We start from the raw sequence: 18,147 nt of genomic DNA, 5'->3' as shown, positions 1-18,147 counted from the left end.
TATGAATAAATTACGGCCGGTTGGTGTTATCGGAACAGGGAAATACGTTCCTGAGAAAATTCTGACCAATAAAGATTTGGAAGCAATGGTAGAAACAAGTGACGAATGGATTGTAAGTCGTACAGGGATTCAGGAGCGCCATATTGCGGCCCCGGAGCAGGCTACATCTGATTTGGCTTATGAAGCAGCGATTAAGGCTTTGAAATCTGCCGGCATGACGGCAGAAGATTTGGATCTGATCATTGTAGCTACGGTCACACCGGATATGGCATTTCCGTCAACTGCCTGTATTCTTCAGGACAAGTTGGGAGCAAAAGGAGCGGCAGCTTTCGATTTGTCGGCAGCATGCTCGGGTTTTGTGTATGGGCTGGCGACGGCAACGAGCTTCATTAAGACAGGGATTTATAATAATGCGTTGATCATAGGGGCGGACTGTCTTTCCCGGATTACAGATTATACTGACCGCAATACCTGTGTTCTTTTCGGAGACGGTGCAGGAGCTGTAGTGATTGGCGAAGTACCTGAAGGAAGAGGATTTCAATCCTTTGATCTCGGTGCCGAAGGTGCAGGAGGCAGCTTGCTGAACCTGGCAGCTGGCGGTTCGCGTTTGCCTGCGAGTGCGGATACACTGGAAAACAAACAGCACTATATCTACATGAACGGACGCGAAGTGTTCAAGTTTGCGGTCCGTGTGATGGGGACGGCTACGGTTGATGTATTGGAAAAAGCAGGATTGACCAAAGATGACATCGATCTGTTCGTTCCGCATCAAGCCAATATTCGCATCATCCAATCGGCAATGCAGCGTTTGGATTTACCAGAAGAAAAGGTAGTCATTAATGTTAATAAATACGCAAATACATCGGCAGCATCAATCCCTCTGGCTCTTGTAGAAGCAGCTGAGGAAGGCCGTATGAAGGAAGGCGACCGGGTATTAATGGTGGGCTTCGGCGGCGGTTTAACCTGGGGTGCGTCGGTTCTTGTCTGGTAAGAAGTCGGCGGATTTGATACAATATTGAATTTGTCAGGTATTTTACAGGACAAGCATTGGATACAGAGAGGTGTATACAAGATGGGCAAAACGGCATTTATATTTCCCGGTCAGGGTTCACAGGCTGTAGGAATGGCTAAAGATGCTTATGAAGCAATTCCAGCTGCACAAGAAGTGTTCAATCGAGCAGACGAGCGGTTGGGCTTCGCGCTAAGCACACTGATTTTTGAAGGGCCAGACACAGCTTTGAAACAGACATCGAATACACAGCCTGCGCTGTTAACAGCAAGCATTGCATTATATGAAGTTTTCAAGGAAAAAGGGATTCGTCCTGATTATGTGGCTGGACACAGTCTTGGGGAATACAGCGCGCTTGTTGCTGCCGGTGTCCTCGCATTCGAGGATGCGGTTGAAATCGTTCGTGCACGTGGCGAGTTCATGGAACAGGCCATACCTGATGGACAAGGCGGGATGGCTGCTGTACTGGGGGCTGACCGTGAAGCGCTGGCAGCACTATGCCGTGATATTACGGAGGCTGGTCAACTGGTCGAACTGGCCAACCTCAACTGCCCAGGACAAATTGTTGTATCTGGCACGAAGGAAGGTGTAGCTGCGGTCGCTGAACGTGTCAAGGAAGCAGGCGGCAAGCGTGCTATTGCTTTGGAGGTTAGCGGTCCTTTCCACTCTTCATTGATGAAGGAAGCGGCGACCAAGCTTTCCGGCAAGCTGGAGGCTGTAGCTTTCTCCGAAGCTCAAATTCCGGTTGTGGCTAATGTAACGGCAAAACCTGTGCATGAGGGTAACGAAATTCGCCAGCTGCTGGTGGAGCAGGTCTATTCCCCGGTACTGTGGGAGGACAGCGTGGCATGGCTGCTGGAACAGGGTGTTGACACCTTTATTGAGTTTGGGCCGGGAAGTGTTTTAACTGGATTGGTTAAAAAGATCGACAAAACGGTTAAGCTGTATAATATAAGCAGCCTGGAGTCGTTTGCTTCTGTAACAGAGGCCTTGGAGGCCCGCTAAAAGGTTTAGTGATTGCCTATATACTTGCAAGGAGGTACTATGATGTCTAAGCCATTAAGTGGAAAAACGGCGCTGGTTACGGGAGCGTCGCGTGGAATTGGCCGTAGTATCGCGCTGGTGCTGGCTGAAGCAGGCGCTAATGTGGCGGTAAACTATGCTGGCAGCGAAGCGGCTGCGGCTGAGGTTGCAGATCAGATTCGAGCCAAAGGCGTGGAGGCTATTACGGTCCAGGCCAATGTCGGGCGCGCTGACGAGGCGGATCGTTTAATCAAGGATGTCATCGACGCTTGGGGCAAGATTGACATCTTGGTGAATAATGCCGGAATAACAAGAGATAATTTAATCATGCGCATGAAGGAAGAAGAGTTCGACCAGGTGATCGAAACGAATCTGAAAGGTGTGTTTAATTGCCTTAAGGCAGCTACACGGCCTATGATGAAGCAGCGTTCCGGTCGAATTATCAATATCTCTTCTGTTGTCGGTGTACTTGGCAATGCAGGTCAAGCAAACTATGTAGCTGCTAAAGCAGGTGTGATTGGTCTTACCAAATCCTCTGCCAGAGAGCTTGCTTCGAGAGGCATTACAGTGAACTGTGTAGCTCCCGGATTTATTGATACGGAGATGACGCAGGTGCTGGCTGACGATTTGCGTGATAGTATGCTTGGCAGTATTCCGCTGGCCCGTCTCGGACGGCCTGAGGAAATTGCGAACGTGGTGCTGTTCTTGGCCTCGGACGCTTCCTCATACATGACGGGCCAGACTTTGCATGTGGATGGCGGCATGTACATGTAGTTATGTGTTGCCGATCCGCATGCCCCGATGAAGAGTAATGAATGAAAACTCTCTTCTATGGCATTTTAATTGTAATTTTCGTATAATACCTAAGGAGGAGGTGAGCCGGATGTCCGACGTATTGGAGCGCGTAAAACGCATTGTCGTTGACCGTTTGGGAGCCGACGAAGCCGAAGTTACACTTGAAGCATCTTTTAAAGATGATTTAGGCGCTGATTCTCTCGATGTAGTTGAATTGGTTATGGAATTGGAAGATGAGTTTGATATGGAAATCTCTGATGAAGATGCAGAGAAAATTACAACTGTAGGTGAAGTTGTAAAGTACATACAATCTCATACCTAATTCATGTCAACAAAGTCCCGTTCTGTTACAGGCGGGACTTTCTCCTAATTATACAGATTGAACTAAAGACGGAATTGCCGTGTGTTTTGAGCTTGACCTAACTTAGTAAAAGCTGAAGATAATGCGGCATTACTAACTTTAGTTGATTCTATATTATTTCTGCGCACAAAGCGTGCGATCTTAAAATACAATTTGCAGTAGACATAGAGGTGATTATCTTTGAAACAACGAGTTGTCATAACAGGAATGGGTGTAATCACTTCGCTGGGACAGGATTTGAACACACTGTGGGATAATCTGATGGCTGGAAAATCCGGCATCAGCGCAATCGAAGCTTTCGATACAACTGAGTACACTACGAAAATAGCCGCTTCCGTTAAGGATTTTAATCCGGAGGATTACATTGAACGCAAGGACGCACGCAAAATGGACCGCTTTGTACAGTTCGCGGTTGCAGCCAGTAAACTGGCGCTTAAGGATAGCGGACTTGTTATCGGAGAGAATGCGGAAGCCGAGCGTGTAGGTGTATCTGTAGGTTCCGGTATTGGCGGATTGGGTACATGGGAGGATCAGCATCATACATTAATTGAAAAGGGACCTAAACGCGTAAGCCCTTTCTTTATCCCGATGATGATTGCCAATATGGGCTCTGGCCAAGTGTCCATTTCACTCGGTGCCAAAGGACCCAATACATCGCCAGTAACGGCTTGTGCCACAGGCAGTCATGCCATCGGTGATTCCTACCGTATGATTCAGCGTGGTGATGCTGACGTCATGATCTGTGGCGGTGCTGAGGCGACGATTCGCCCGATCGGTATGGCTGGATTTTGTTCCATGCGGGCGATGTCCACACGTAACGATGAACCTGAAAAGGCAAGCCGTCCTTTTGATACGGAAAGAGACGGATTCGTGATGGGCGAAGGCTCTGGTGTTCTGATTCTGGAATCTCTGGATCATGCTTTGGAGCGTGGTGCACGTATTTACGGCGAAGTGATTGGCTACGGTCTGTCCGGCGATGCCCATCATATGACGGAGCCTGATCCAGAGGGTGCGGCGCGCTGTATCAGAATGGCGATCCGCGATGCTGGATTGAAGCCGGAAGAGATTGATTATATCAATGCTCACGGTACGTCGACTCCGGTGGGTGATAAATCGGAAACGGAAGCAGTCAAGAAAACGCTTGGAGAGCATGCTTATAAGGTAGCAATCAGCTCAACCAAGTCAATGACAGGGCATCTTTTGGGTGCAGCGGGCGGCGTTGAAGCCGTAATCTGTGGTCTTGCCCTTCAGCATCAGACGATTCCGCCTACGATTAATCTGGATAATCAAGACCCGGAATGTGATCTTGATTATGTGCCTAACAAGCCAAGAAAAGCGGAACTGAATGTGGTGATGTCCAATTCCTTTGGGTTTGGCGGTCACAATGCTACGGTTATTCTAAAAAAATATGAAGCGTAAGGGGTCAGTTCGTTGAGTGGAGACTTGAAGCAATTACAGCAGAAACTTCATATTCAATTCAACAATCGGCAGCTTCTGAAGCAGGCCTTTACGCACGCTTCCTACGTAAACGAACATCGGTTCAGTCAGCATGCAGACAATGAGCGCCTTGAATTTTTAGGTGACGCTGTGCTGGAGCTGACTGTATCCGAGCAATTGTACAATCAATACCCTAACCGACCCGAAGGTGAACTGACCAAGCTGCGTGCAGCTATTGTCTGCGAGCCTTCTCTGGTGAAGTTTGCTGTCGGGCTTGAGTTCGGGCAATATGTACTGCTTGGAAAAGGTGAAGAGCTAACGGGTGGACGTACTCGTCCGGCTTTGCTCGCTGACGTGTTCGAGGCGTTCGTAGGCGCGCTTTATTTGGATCAGGGTCTGGAGGCCGTCCGGTCGTTTCTGGAACGTTATATTTTTCCTCAAATTGTGTTAAATGGCAAGCTCCAGATGAGTGATTTTAAAACAGAGCTTCAGGAACTGACGCAGCATCATAACATGGGGATGCTTGAATACAGGATTGTGGAGGAGCGCGGACCTGCCCATGAGCGCGAGTTTGTAGCCGAGGTATATATGGACAGCGAACGGCTGGGAGCAGGTACAGGACGCTCCAAAAAAGAAGCTGAGCAGCAAGCGGCGGCAGTAGCTTTAAACCGTTTGAAACTGGCTGAATCTTAATCGGTACCTGTGCGGCCCGGACGGGTTACGCAAGCAGGGGACACAAAGTAAGAGCAAAGGGCAGTCCGCGGGGGAGTCCCGGCCCGCAAAGGCGAATGGACTGCGTTTTGCTCTTTTTTCGTGGCTTGGCTGCAGTGCGTTGAACGTTGAGAGTGCGCTTTATCCAAAGTAGTCTTGTGCTACAATAGGGATAATTCATGCCCATCAGGTAATCGGTGTTGTACAAGCATATTTGAAATGTTAGAGGTGAGATTGAGCATGTTTTTAAAGCGCATTGAGCTGGCGGGCTTCAAATCGTTTGCAGATAAAACGGAAATGGAATTTGTTCGCGGCATTACGGCAGTCGTCGGACCCAACGGAAGTGGAAAAAGCAATATTTCCGATGGCATTCGCTGGGTGTTGGGCGAACAGAGCGCCAAATCACTGCGTGGCGGCAAAATGGAGGATATTATTTTTGCTGGTAGTGATGCTCGCAAGGCTGTTAATTATGGTGAAGTATCGCTTACGCTGGATAATGAAGATCAGGCGTTGCCTCTGGATTTTGGCGAAGTCACGGTAACTCGCCGTGTGCATCGAAGTGGTGATAGTGAATATTTCATTAACCGACAGTCATGCAGACTACGGGATATTACCGAGCTGTTTATGGATACAGGGATTGGTAAAGAGGCTTACTCGATCATCGGGCAAGGGCGTATTGAAGAAATTTTGAGTACCCGATCTGAGGACCGTCGAGGTATTTTTGAGGAAGCATCGGGTATCGTAAAATATAAATCGCGTAAAAAAGAGGCGGTTCGCAAGCTGGATGACACGGAGCAAAATTTGCTGCGTATTCACGATTTGGTCAGCGAGCTGGAGGATCAAATCGGTCCGCTTAAGGAGCAATCGGAAAAGGCGATTCATTATAAAGAGCTGCGTAGTGAGCTGAAATCAAAAGAGATTTCGATGTACGTCCATCAAATTGAACAAATTCATACTTCGTGGAGCGATGCGACTTCCAAGCTGGCTTTGCTGCAACAGGAGCAGCTTCAGCTGTCTACGGTGGTATCCCGCCACGATGCGATGCTGGAGAGTGAGCGTAATGAATTGCGTCAGCTTGAGGAGCAAGTCGAGCGCCTGCAAAGTGATTTGCTGCAGTACAGTGAGGCTACAGAAAAGAGCGAAGGCTACGGTGAATTGCTGAAAGAGCGTACACGCAATCTGCAGGCTAACCGGGAACAGCTTATTCTATCACTCAGCACGAGCGAGGCAAGGCATTCTGACCGCAGAAATGAACTGGATCAGCTGAATGAAAAGCTGTCTGCGTTAATTGTAGAGCTTGAAGAGCTGCGTGCGAGGCTATCTGATGAAGAGGCCAAGCTGATTGGTGTCACAGGCGGTATCAGCCAGGAACAGGAGGAAAGCCTTAAAGGCAACCTGTTGGAACTGATGAATCAGATGGCACAGGCTCGCAACGAAATCCGTTATACCGATCAGCAGAAGGAAGCGCTGGAGCGACGGGTGAACCGCGTAAGTGACGAATCCGGTAAATGGGAAGCACAAAAAGTCGAGCTGGATCAACGCAAAAAGGGATTGGAAGCTGCCATTCAGAAGCTGGGACAGGAAATCAGTAGTCTGCGCAGTGGATATATTCAGGGAAGTGAAAAGTACCAGGCACTGCAAAAGCTGCTGGAAGAAAGTCAAGGCACCATTCGTAAATGGGAACAAAAACGTGAGGCTCAAATTTCACGCCGAGATACGATGAAGGAAATGCAGGATGACTTTGACGGCTTTATGCTGGGTGTCAAGGAAGTTTTGAAGGCTGCGCGCAAAGAGACCTTGCATGGTGTACACGGAGCGGTGGCGGAGCTGATTCGGGTGCCTGAGCATTTGGAGCAGGCAATGGAAACTGCTTTGGGAGCTTCCGTACAGCATATCGTCATGGAAAATGAATCGGTATCCAGACAGGCGATCAGTTTTTTGAAGCAACGTCAATTGGGTAGAGCGACTTTTTTGCCTATGGATGTCATTCGACCGCGCCAAATCGGTGCGGGGGAGCGCCAAATTGCGGAAAGTGCTGAGGGCTTTGTCGGAATCGGTGCGGATCTTGTTCAGTATGATGAGCGGTATGCCGGAATTGTAGGCAGCCTCTTGGGGAATGTGATTATAGCTCGTACGCTGGAAGATGCGAACCGTATTGCCGCCCGTTGCCAATATAGATATCGTGTTGTGACGCTGGAAGGTGACGTCGTCAATGCAGGTGGTTCCATGACGGGTGGTAGCCAGTTTAAGAAAAATGCCAATCTGCTTGGACGCAAACGTCAGCTGGATCAGTTGGATCAAGACATCTTAGATACGGAGCAGCAAATTGAGAGGTTGCGTCAAAGCGCCGTAGATACCAAACGCCATCTGGAGGAGACACAGATCCGTTTGGAGGAGCTGCGTCAGGCCGGAGATGTGAAGCGCGGCGAAGAGCAGCAGACCGCAATGGAGCTCAAGCAGCTGGAGCATGAACTGCGTCATGTGCTGGAACAGGTGGCTGCGTCTAGTCAGGAGAAAAAGGGCTTCGACCAGGAGATAAAAGAGTTGGAAACTGCACGTGAAGAAGCGTTGGCCAAGTTGGCTGCGCTGGAAGAGGAAGAGAAGAAAACCCATCAAGCCATCCACGCTGCCGAATTTGCTCGTAAAGCCAACGAATCTGCCAAAGAGCAGCTGCAAGGGGAACTTACCAATCTCAAAGTTAGAGAAGGTAAGCTGGATCAGGAGCGTTTTTCATTGGAAGAGCAGCTGCGCAGATTGCGTGGAGATTATGATACTCTTGGCAAGGATTCGAGACAGAATAAGACCTTGCTGGCTTCCATCGAAGCTGATCTGCTGACCAATGAGCAGGAGAGCGTAAAGCAAATTGAAAATCTCAATCAATACCGTTTGAAAAAGGAAGAAGCCTCCCAGCAGCTGGAGTTCAAGCGGGCTGCACGCAGCAGCTTGTCCAAAAAGCTGGAATTGGCTGAGAACGAGACAAAAGAGCAACGAATCCAGCTTAAAGCGGTTGAAGAGCAGCTTCGTCAAACGGAAATTGGAGTGAATCGGCTTGATGTAGAGCTGGAAAACGTGCTCAAAAAATTAAGTGATGATTATGAACTCAGCTATGAGCTGGCCAAGCAGCGCTATCCGGTACCGGAAGATATTGAAGGCACACAGGCTGAAGTGCAAAGGCTCAAACGCGGTATTTCCGGGCTGGGCGAGGTCAATCTGGGTGCGATTGAGGAATATCAGCGTGTGCATGAGCGTTATACGTTTCTCGATGAGCAAAAGTCTGATTTGGTGGAGGCCAAAACCACGCTCTATCAGGTTATCCGTGAAATGGATGATGAAATGTCCAAACGCTTCAAATTCACGTTCGATGCCATCCGGCGCGAATTTGGTACGGTTTTCTCCAAGCTGTTCGGAGGCGGACGTGCCGATCTGGTTCTGCTTGACCCGGAACGTCTACTGGAGACGGGAATTGACATTGTAGCTCAGCCACCGGGCAAAAAATTGCAAAACTTGCAGCTGCTGTCGGGCGGTGAGCGGGCGTTAACGGCGATGGCGCTGCTGTTTGCCATTTTACATGTTAAACCTGTTCCATTCTGTGTGCTGGATGAAGTAGAGGCTGCATTGGATGAAGCCAACGTAGTGCGTTTTGCACAGTATTTACGGGAATTCTCAGAGCAGACACAGTTTATTGTAGTTACTCACCGCAAGGGTACAATGGAAGAAGCCGACGTGCTGTACGGGGTTACGATGGAGGAAGGCGGGGTTTCCAAGCTCGTATCTGTCAAGCTGGACAGTGATGAAGCCGAGATTGCCTGATATCCAATAACATACTTTCAAATCAACGGAGGGAACCTATGAGTTTCTTTAGAAAATTAAAGGAAAGCATTGCAAGCAAAACGGAATCCGTCACCAAACAGTTCAAGGACGGTCTTGAAAAAACAAGAAAAGGCTTTGTTGAAAAAGTGACGGATTTGATGATTCGTCGCAAAAAGATTGATGAGGAGTTTTATGAGGAACTGGAAGAAATTCTGATCGGAGCGGACGTAGGTGTCAACACGGTGATGACCCTCATAGAAGACCTGCGGGTAGAAGTGAAAAAACGTAAAATCGAGGATGCATCCGAGCTTCAGCCTGTATTGTCGGAAAAGCTATCCGAGCTGCTGCGGGGCAATGACAACAGTCAGCTCCAAATGAGCTCTAACGGCATTACAGTCATTCTATTCGTCGGGGTCAACGGTGTCGGCAAAACAACAACGATCGGCAAGCTGGCTCACCGTTTTAAACAAGAGGGTAAAAAAGTGCTGCTGGCTGCCGGAGATACGTTCCGTGCCGGTGCGATTGAACAGCTGGAGGTATGGGGGCAACGGGCAGGTGTCGAAGTCATTAAGCAGCAATCCGGTTCCGATCCGGCTGCGGTTATGTATGATGCTGTACAGGCTGCCAAGCAGCGTCAGGTAGATGTTTTGCTGTGTGATACTGCAGGACGTCTCCAGAATAAAAGCAATCTGATGGAGGAGCTAAACAAAATTTTCCGTGTTATCCAGCGTGAAATCCCGGACGCTCCTCATGAAGTGCTGTTGGTACTTGATGCTACGACCGGACAAAATGCACTGAACCAGGCCAAGCTGTTTGGAGAGAAAAGCGGCGTAACCGGGCTGGTGCTGACGAAGTTGGATGGTACAGCGAAGGGTGGAATTGTTGTGGCAATCCGCCAAGAGCTGAATTTGCCTGTTAAACTGGTGGGCTTAGGTGAAAAAGTGGATGATCTTCAACCGTTTGATTCTGAGCAATTCGTCCATGCGTTGTTTGCGGGCTTGATTCAGGAAGAGGCTGGTGAAGTAACTGCTGCTGGCGAGGAAGAGTAATGCTGATTTAGGTCGTGCAGGATGGCCTGGAAGTTTGGATGACGCCTTGTAATCGTCTAGCTTATCAGGGTTGGGGCTTGGACTGGTCCTGTTGCTGCTCGAGATGATGGAGATATATAATGAGAGCAACGGGTCTGTCGATGCCGGATATATATTTTTGTGTATAAAATATTTTACAGAAAGCCTGGTGAAGAACCGATGGCGAACACCTATACTTATTCCCGACGGGAGGAAGTAGCCAACGCGATTACACATGGAATTGGAGTCGTTTTAAGTGTGGCGGCGCTTGTGCTGCTCATTGTTTTTGCCAGCCTAAAAGGGACTGCTTGGCATGTCGTCAGCTTTACGATTTACGGGATAACCATGCTGCTGTTGTACACCAATTCCACGTTGCTTCATAGCCTCCGTGAAGGGAAATTGAAGGATTTGTTCGAAATATTCGATCATTCTTGCATTTACCTGTTCATTGCGGGCAGCTACACCCCGTTTATGCTCGTTGCACTGCGAGGGACTTTGGGCTGGACGCTGTTTGGAGTGGTTTGGGGAATCGCTTTGGTCGGTGTGCTGTTCAAGGCGTTCTTCACCAAACGTTTTCTGTTCATGTCTACCCTGTTTTACATTGTGATGGGCTGGCTCATCATCATTGCCTGGAACCCTCTGGTGGCGGTAGTTCCCGCCGGAGGGATGACGTTATTGTTCGTAGGTGGTCTGATGTACACATTGGGCACGATATTCTATGTGTGGCGGGCATTTCCGTATCATCATGCGGTCTGGCATCTGTTTGTTTTGGCAGGCAGTATACTTCATTTTCTGGCTGTTCTGCTGTATCTTACTCCAGTCAGGGTTTAAGAAACAGGGAGAAAAAGTCGATCGGTAATTCTGTTAAAGGGTTGTGGATCGGCTTTTTTTTTGTATGACAAGGGATAACGCTTGACATCTTCTTTTCTTTTATGTATGATAAGGAACGTTGAAAAGAACTGTAAAGTGTTTTTCCTTGACGATAGAGGTAATGGAGGTATTAGTGATGAGTCAGGAGAATCGGCTGGAAAAGACAAACCGAATTAACCGACTGTTTGACTTCTATGAACCTCTGCTTACGGAGAAGCAACAGATGTTTCTGAAATATTACTTCCATGATGATTTTTCTCTGGGAGAAATTGCTTCGGAATTTGAAATTAGCCGTCAGGCAGTGTATGAACATATTAAACGTGCTGAACAGGTACTGGAAATGTATGAGGAAAAGCTTGGATTGCTGAGCAAGCATGAACGCAGAAGCCAAGATCTGAAAGAGCTAAATATGGCGTTGCAGGAGGCATTCGGTAAGATGGGCGAGCCCCATGAAGGCACTCTGCAGCATGTTCATCAAATTGTAAATCGCCTGCAGGAATTGTAGGTCATATAAATGAGTAATAAACAGCCCTGGTAGACAAGGAGGTGCGAAAGTATGGCATTTGAAGGATTATCGACTCGCTTGCAAAATGTATTCAGTAAACTGCGCGGCAAAGGGAAAGTGTCTGAGGATGATGTAGCTCAGGCGATGCGTGAAGTACGATTGGCTTTGCTTGAGGCGGACGTTAACTTCAAGGTTGTAAAGGACTTTATTGCCAAGGTGAAAGAAAAGTCCGTTGGTAAGGAAGTAATGGACAGCTTTACGCCAGGTATGGTCATTATCGACATCGTGAACAAGGAACTGACCGAGTTGATGGGTGGCAGCCAGGCCAAGCTTGCCAAGGCCAACAAGCCGCCTACAGTCATCATGATGGTGGGTCTCCAGGGTGCAGGTAAGACGACGACGTCTGGCAAACTGGCGAAGCTGCTGCAAAAGCAAAATCATCGTCCGTTGCTCGTAGCTGGTGATATCTATAGACCGGCCGCAATCAAGCAGCTCCAGATTCTCGGCGAACAGATTAATGCACCTGTATTTACCCTCGGAGATCAGACAAGCCCGGTGGAGATTGCAAAGCAGGGTTTGCAGCATGCCAAGGATAACGGTAACGATTACGTTATTATAGATACTGCTGGTCGTCTTCACGTTGATGAAGAGCTCATGGAAGAGCTGCGCCAGATTCATGCTAACGTCAAGCCGGACGAAGTTCTGCTGGTTGTAGATAGCATGACGGGGCAGGACGCGGTTAACGTTGCAGAGCACTTTAACAGTAGCCTGGAGCTAACGGGGGTTGTACTGACGAAGTTGGATGGCGACACCCGCGGTGGTGCGGCCTTGTCAGTTAAGGCTGTGACAGGATGCCCGATCAAGTTTGCTACACTGGGTGAAAAGCTGGATGCAATGGAGCCTTTTCATCCGGAACGGATGGCTTCACGAATTTTGGGTATGGGCGATATGCTGTCCCTGATTGAAAAAGCGCAGTCCAATATCGACGCTGACAAGGCGAAGGAAATGGAACGGAAAATGCGCAATGCCGAGTTTACTTTCGAAGACTTTCTGGAGCAGATGGATCAGGTTAAAAAGCTTGGCCCGATTGACCAGATTCTTGATATGATTCCCGGCATGGGCAATATGAAGCAAATGAAAGATATCAAAGTGGATGATAAGCAGATGGGCCGTATTGAGGCTATCGTGCATTCAATGACCACACAGGAAAAGCAGAACCCGGACATGATTAATCATAGTCGGCGCAAACGGATTGCTGTAGGCAGTGGAACATCACTGGCTGAGGTAAATCGTCTGATTAAACAATTTGACGAAATGCGTCGTATGATGAAGCAGTTCTCAGATATGATGGGGCCTAAAGGCGGCAAAAACAAGGCTCTGAAGCAGTTGAAAGGTATGGGTAAGGGCTTGAAGTTTCCTTTCCGTTAAGGCTCTGGGGCCGTTGGAATGATGGATAACATATACAGTCTACTTTTTGAAGGAGGTGAATTTTCGTGGCAGTTCGTATTCGTCTGAAACGTATGGGTGCACATAAAGCTCCTTTCTATCGCGTCGTGGTATCTGATTCTCGTTCCCCGCGTGACGGTCGTTTTATCGAAGAAATCGGTTACTACAACCCTATTACAGTACCAGCGGTTGTAAAAATTGATGAAGATAAAGCGCTGAAATGGTTGCAAGATGGTGCACAAGCATCCGACACTGTTCGCAACTTGCTTAGCAAAGCGGGCGTGATGAAAAAGTTTCATGAGCTTAAAACACAGAAATAAGGTGCTGATACGGAGGGTCAACCATGGAAGAATTAGTGATAATCATTGCTAAGGCTTTAGTCGATCATCCGGATGATGTAACCGTGAAGACCTTGGAGAAGGATCGGCTTGTTGTATATGAGCTTAGTGTGCATCCTGAGGATGTAGGTAAAGTCATTGGCAAGCAGGGTCGTATCGCCAAGGCGCTTCGCACTGTGGTTGCATCAGCAGCCGTTAAGATGGATAAACGGGTTACCGTAGACATCATATCTTAAAGATATACGAAAGTGGGTTAGGATGTATGTCCTAACCCTTTTTCGTACATGATGAAGATGATATGGAGCGGACCGATTACGTGCAGGAGGAACACGATGCAGCAATTGTTTAATGTCGGGAAAATTGTGAATACCCATGGAATTCGTGGCGAGCTTAAAATATTAACGACAACTGATTTTCTAGAGGATCGTTTTGCCAAAGACAGCGAGCTATTGATTGTTCCGGCGGACGGTAAAGCACCGGTTCCCGTAACTGTCGAGACAGCGCGTTTTCACAAAAATATGGTCATCGTCAAATTTAAGGAATATCACAATATCAATGATGTTGAGAAATACAAAGGTACTTTGTTGAAGGTATCTGCTGAACGTCTAGGCGAGCTAGAAGAAAATGAATTCTATTTTCACGAAGTTATCGGCCTGGAAGTCATTACAGAAGACGGAAAAAAGCTTGGTGTGGTCAAAGAAATTTTGACTCCGGGAGCCAATGATGTATGGGTAGTCAAAATGCCTGATGGCAAGGAACTGCTATTGCCATTTATAGAGAGTGTTATTTTGAATGTAAACGTGCGTGAAAAGCGGGCTACGGTACGGTTGATGGAAGGACTGCTATAATGCGGGTGGATGTGCTGACCCTGTTTCCTGAAATGTTTGATGGCGTATTTAATGCAAGTATTCTGGGGAAAGCAAGGGATAAGGGAATAGTTTCACTGCAAGCGGTTAATTTTCGCCAGTATGCCGGTAACAAGCATGGACAGGTAGATGATATGCCCTATGGCGGTGGGGGCGGCATGGTATTAAAGCCCGACCCTATTTTTGCCGCGGTGGAAGCGTTGTTGGATGAATCAGAGCTTCCTATATTAGAGGTTGCCGATGGAGTCGTTCATCATGAAAAAATTGAAGGAAACGCTGATTTGAAAGCTCCGCGTATCATTTTGATGTGTCCACAAGGTGAGACCTTTACGCAAAAAAAAGCGGAGGAGCTGGCCCAAGAGGACCATCTTATTTTTATATGCGGACATTATGAGGGCTATGATGAGCGGATTCGCGAGCATTTGGTGACGGATGAGCTTTCTATCGGCGATTATGTACTGACTGGTGGAGAGCTGCCAGCAATGGTTGTTATTGATAGTGTGACACGGTTGCTGCCGGGAGTGCTGGGCAATGAAACAAGCGCAATTACAGACTCATTTAGCACGGGGCTGTTAGAGTACCCGCATTATACCCGGCCTGCTGAGTTTAGGGGCTGGAAAGTACCTGATGTGCTGCTATCGGGGCATCACGTTAATATTGATGCCTGGAGACGACAGGAGGCATTGCGTCGTACGATGGAACGCCGACCTGACCTGCTGGAGAAGGCTGAACTGACAGGCAAGGAGCGCGCGTGGATTGAACAGCATTGCAAACCGGACTGTTCAGGGAACAAGCGTTAAAGCGCTTTAGTCATAAGTGGATTTGAAAGCAGGTAGTGACCTGTTCTATAATGAAGTCAAATTAAATAAATGTTTGGTCAAATCCCTTTTTGTTGTTGCAATGCGGTAACCTCCATGATACAATAATTCTGTTGTGTGTAATACGGTGGTCCTCTGTGGATGATGAAGGAAACGGATGTGTTTCCAGAAGAAACATGAACACCTGTACGGAAGGAGGGAGTCATAGATGAATATCGTCCAAGCGATCACTGAAGAACAACTGCGTAAAGATCTTCCTAACTTTCGTCCTGGTGACACTTTGAAAGTGCACGTGAAAGTTATCGAGGGAACTCGTGAGCGTATCCAGTTGTTTGAAGGTGTAGTAATTAAGCGCCGTGGTGGTGGAATCAGTGAGACTTTTACAGTTCGTAAAATTTCTTACGGTGTAGGTGTGGAAAGAACTTTCCCGCTTCATTCCCCAAAAATCGATAAAATCGACGTGGCTCGCCGTGGTAAAGTGCGTCGTGCGAAGCTTTATTATCTTCGTGAACTGCGCGGTAAAGCAGCGAGAATTAAAGAAATTCGTCGTTAATACAACGAATAACGAAAGGGGCTTGGTTACAAGCTCCTTTCGTTTTTTCTACGTACATAGGGAACTGTGGATTATTGACCGTAAAGAGAGGACAGTGAGCTATGGAGCAAGAAGTAGGACAAGGAGCTGTGCAGCAGCCAACCGATCAGGATGATAAGTCCAAGCGTAAACCAAAAAATGAGATTTTTGAGTGGCTAAAGGCCATCATTATTGCGTTAGTGCTTGTCTTTTTAATCCGTTGGCTTCTCTTTAAGCCGTTTATTGTGGATGGACCGTCGATGCAACCTAACTTTCATACCGGAGAACGCGTCATTGTAAATGAGATTTTATATGATTTTCGTGACCCTAAACCAGGTGAAGTGATTGTGTTCCATGTCCCGGAAGAAGGAAGAGACTTCATCAAGCGCGTCATTGCCGTTGCGGGTGATACGGTCAAGGTAGAAGGTGACACGATTACAGTGAATGGTAAGCCGATTCAGGAACCTTATCTCAAGGCTCCTTTGGCAGAAGCGCATCAAAATGGCGAGCTTTACAACAAATTTACCAATTTTCCAAATGAGAAGTTTAAGGATGGAAAAGTTCCAGAAGGGCATATTTTTGTTATGGGCGATAACCGTTCCAATAGCACAGACAGCCGGATGATTGGTTATATTGATTTGAAGGAAGTCGTGGGCCGGGCTGACGTTATTTTCTGGCCAGCGAAGGATATGCAGTGGATTAACCACTAAAATAACTAATATGCAGCATAGCTGCCGTAATTTTAGCCAGCATCCTAGGCAGGATTACGATCAATGAGGTGATGACGGTGACGATTCAATGGTTTCCTGGTCATATGACCAGAGCGCGCCGCCAAATTGAAGCAAAATTAAAGCTGATTGATTTGGTAATTGAGCTGATTGATGCTCGATTGCCGCTTTCAAGCCGAAATCCAATGATTGATGATATTCTGCAGGGAAAGCCGCGAATGATTATTTTGAATAAGGCAGATTTGGCGGACCCGATAGTATCGCAGCAGTGGATTGCCTATTTTAAGGAGCAGGGGCATATCGCCTTTCAGGTGGATGCTACGACAGGGACAGGGATGAAGGAAATTCCGGTCCAGGCCAAGCTGTTGCTTAAGGAAAAAATAGATCGGCAGATTTCCAAAGGAATGAATCCGCGTCCTATACGTGCTTTGATTGTCGGTATTCCGAATGTCGGCAAATCGACACTGATCAACCGAATGGCAGGACGTAATATTGCAGCTACGGGTGATCGTCCGGGGGTAACGAAGGCACAGCAGTGGATCAAGACCGGAGAAATTGAGTTGCTGGATACACCGGGCATTTTGTGGCCTAAATTTGAGGATCAGAACGTCGGCTATCGTCTGGCAGTTACAGGAGCGATCAAGGAAGAAATTCTGAATGTAGAGGATATTGCCTTTTTCGCGACAAAATATTTTGTCCAATATTATTGGGATACCATGGCAGAGCGTTTTGAGCTTACCGAACGTCCTGAGGATATAGAAAATCCTGATGATGTTGTCAGCGTTATGGAGGCTATCGGACGTAAACGTGGCTGTATTGTTAGTGGCGGACGTGTAGATCTCGAAAAGGCGTCAAAAATTATTTTGCGTGAGTTGCGTGCAGGGAAGCTGGGACGTTTCAGTTTGGAAGCTCCTTACTGATTGTGGTCGGGTGCCCAAGACAGAACATAGCAAATTGTGGCAAGGAAGAACCTTCCCCATCTCTCCGGAGAGGTGGAAGGTTTTTTGGTATGTGGCATGAATGAAGTGTAAAACTACATATAGATGGGCAGGTATTGAGTATGGAAGACAAAGAGGTAGTGGTGAAGGATATGCTGCACTATGAAAAAAAGTGCTGGGAGCAATCCTGTGAGCGAATCGCTGGTATTGACGAGGTAGGCCGAGGCTGTTTGTTCGGGGATGTCGTGGCTGCGGCCGTTATTTTACCAGTAGGTGAGTTGCTGGAGGGCGTGGATGATTCCAAAAAACTGACGGACAAGAAGAGAGAAGCATACTACGAACTGATTATGGAGAAGGCCATTGCAGTAGGAGTAGGCTATGTAGATGCGCGGACGATTGATGAGATCAATATTAAACAGGCAGCTCGTTTGGCCATGAAGCAGGCGATTGAGGCTCTGTCTGTATCTCCTGATTATTTGCTTGTGGATGCTGAGAAGGTGGATGTACCTATTCCCCAGCTGTCCATCATTAAGGGAGATGCGAACAGCCAATCTATTGCGGCCGCTTCTATCATCGCGAAGGTTACCCGTGATCGGCTGTGCAAAGGCGAATGGGATGCAAAGTATCCTGAATACGGAATCGGTATACATAAAGGCTACGCTACCAAGCTGCATAGGGAACAGATTTTGGCGCTAGGACCTACAGAGATGCATAGACGCAGTTTTTTGGGCAATTTGCTGACAGAGCAGCCGACGCTGTTTGATCTGTAAAGCCTTATTATGAAACGGGACTATGCCGATATAATGTATACCCAATAAAATAGGCCCTTTTGATAGAGGGATGAAGGAGAGGAG

General features: G+C 47.7%; 19 protein-coding genes. All 19 read left to right on the top strand.

Annotated elements, in window-relative coordinates:
- The first annotated feature begins 1 nt into the window (after position 1).
- Entirely contained in the window at positions 2-991 is a 990-nt protein-coding gene (locus BAZ21_RS01695) for a beta-ketoacyl-ACP synthase III (RefSeq protein WP_068496450.1), read from the top strand.
- Positions 992-1,072: 81 nt separating this feature from the next.
- Positions 1,073-2,014, top strand: coding sequence for an ACP S-malonyltransferase (gene fabD, locus BAZ21_RS01690; RefSeq protein WP_068496448.1), 942 nt, complete (start codon positions 1,073-1,075; stop codon positions 2,012-2,014).
- 42 nt (positions 2,015-2,056) lie between these two features.
- Positions 2,057-2,806 (top strand): 3-oxoacyl-[acyl-carrier-protein] reductase, encoded by a 750-nt coding sequence (gene fabG / locus BAZ21_RS01685; RefSeq protein WP_068496447.1) that lies wholly within the window; start codon positions 2,057-2,059, stop codon positions 2,804-2,806.
- Positions 2,807-2,915: 109 nt separating this feature from the next.
- On the top strand, positions 2,916-3,149 hold the full coding sequence (locus BAZ21_RS01680) for an acyl carrier protein (protein ID WP_007429985.1): 234 nt from the start codon (positions 2,916-2,918) through the stop codon (positions 3,147-3,149).
- Positions 3,150-3,368: 219 nt separating this feature from the next.
- Positions 3,369-4,607: a beta-ketoacyl-ACP synthase II gene (gene fabF, locus BAZ21_RS01675; RefSeq protein ID WP_084011486.1), complete on the top strand. Its 1,239-nt coding sequence runs from the start codon at positions 3,369-3,371 to the stop codon at positions 4,605-4,607.
- A 12-nt stretch (positions 4,608-4,619) separates the two neighbouring features.
- Positions 4,620-5,318, top strand: coding sequence for a ribonuclease III (gene rnc / locus BAZ21_RS01670; RefSeq protein ID WP_007429987.1), 699 nt, complete (start codon positions 4,620-4,622; stop codon positions 5,316-5,318).
- Between the two features lie 258 nt (positions 5,319-5,576).
- Positions 5,577-9,146 (top strand): chromosome segregation protein SMC, encoded by a 3,570-nt coding sequence (smc, locus tag BAZ21_RS01665; protein WP_068496442.1) that lies wholly within the window; start codon positions 5,577-5,579, stop codon positions 9,144-9,146.
- A 38-nt stretch (positions 9,147-9,184) separates the two neighbouring features.
- Positions 9,185-10,195 (top strand): signal recognition particle-docking protein FtsY, encoded by a 1,011-nt coding sequence (ftsY, locus tag BAZ21_RS01660; RefSeq protein ID WP_068496440.1) that lies wholly within the window; start codon positions 9,185-9,187, stop codon positions 10,193-10,195.
- Positions 10,196-10,393: 198 nt separating this feature from the next.
- On the top strand, positions 10,394-11,044 hold the full coding sequence (gene trhA / locus BAZ21_RS01655; RefSeq protein ID WP_068496439.1) for a PAQR family membrane homeostasis protein TrhA: 651 nt from the start codon (positions 10,394-10,396) through the stop codon (positions 11,042-11,044).
- A 175-nt stretch (positions 11,045-11,219) separates the two neighbouring features.
- On the top strand, positions 11,220-11,588 hold the full coding sequence (locus BAZ21_RS01650; RefSeq protein WP_068496437.1) for a putative DNA-binding protein: 369 nt from the start codon (positions 11,220-11,222) through the stop codon (positions 11,586-11,588).
- A 51-nt stretch (positions 11,589-11,639) separates the two neighbouring features.
- Entirely contained in the window at positions 11,640-13,016 is a 1,377-nt protein-coding gene (ffh, locus tag BAZ21_RS01645) for a signal recognition particle protein (protein ID WP_007429993.1), read from the top strand.
- Between the two features lie 65 nt (positions 13,017-13,081).
- Positions 13,082-13,354 (top strand): 30S ribosomal protein S16, encoded by a 273-nt coding sequence (gene rpsP / locus BAZ21_RS01640; protein ID WP_007429994.1) that lies wholly within the window; start codon positions 13,082-13,084, stop codon positions 13,352-13,354.
- A gap of 23 nt (positions 13,355-13,377) precedes the next feature.
- Positions 13,378-13,608 (top strand): KH domain-containing protein, encoded by a 231-nt coding sequence (locus tag BAZ21_RS01635; RefSeq protein WP_007429995.1) that lies wholly within the window; start codon positions 13,378-13,380, stop codon positions 13,606-13,608.
- A 96-nt stretch (positions 13,609-13,704) separates the two neighbouring features.
- Positions 13,705-14,220, top strand: a complete 516-nt coding sequence (gene rimM, locus BAZ21_RS01630; protein WP_068496435.1) for a ribosome maturation factor RimM — start codon at positions 13,705-13,707, stop codon at positions 14,218-14,220.
- Entirely contained in the window at positions 14,220-15,038 is an 819-nt protein-coding gene (gene trmD / locus BAZ21_RS01625) for a tRNA (guanosine(37)-N1)-methyltransferase TrmD (protein ID WP_068496433.1), read from the top strand. The genes rimM and trmD overlap by 1 nt, the downstream gene beginning before the upstream one ends.
- A gap of 226 nt (positions 15,039-15,264) precedes the next feature.
- Positions 15,265-15,609 carry a 50S ribosomal protein L19 gene (rplS, locus tag BAZ21_RS01620; protein ID WP_010346403.1) on the top strand — a complete coding sequence of 115 codons (345 nt, stop codon included), beginning with the start codon at positions 15,265-15,267 and terminating at the stop codon, positions 15,607-15,609.
- 101 nt (positions 15,610-15,710) lie between these two features.
- Complete coding sequence (lepB, locus tag BAZ21_RS01615; RefSeq protein WP_068496431.1) at positions 15,711-16,337, top strand: signal peptidase I; 627 nt, start codon at positions 15,711-15,713, stop codon at positions 16,335-16,337.
- A 77-nt stretch (positions 16,338-16,414) separates the two neighbouring features.
- Positions 16,415-17,275 carry a ribosome biogenesis GTPase YlqF gene (gene ylqF / locus BAZ21_RS01610; RefSeq protein ID WP_068496429.1) on the top strand — a complete coding sequence of 287 codons (861 nt, stop codon included), beginning with the start codon at positions 16,415-16,417 and terminating at the stop codon, positions 17,273-17,275.
- A 140-nt stretch (positions 17,276-17,415) separates the two neighbouring features.
- Positions 17,416-18,063 carry a ribonuclease HII gene (locus BAZ21_RS01605; RefSeq protein ID WP_084011485.1) on the top strand — a complete coding sequence of 216 codons (648 nt, stop codon included), beginning with the start codon at positions 17,416-17,418 and terminating at the stop codon, positions 18,061-18,063.
- The last annotated feature ends 84 nt before the right edge of the window (positions 18,064-18,147 follow it).

The organism is Paenibacillus kribbensis (assembly GCF_001705305.1).
In the GTDB taxonomy this organism is placed as follows: domain Bacteria; phylum Bacillota; class Bacilli; order Paenibacillales; family Paenibacillaceae; genus Paenibacillus; species Paenibacillus kribbensis_B.
The sequence above is the reverse complement of the archived record's forward strand: the minus strand, read 5'-3'. Positions and strand labels throughout refer to the sequence as shown.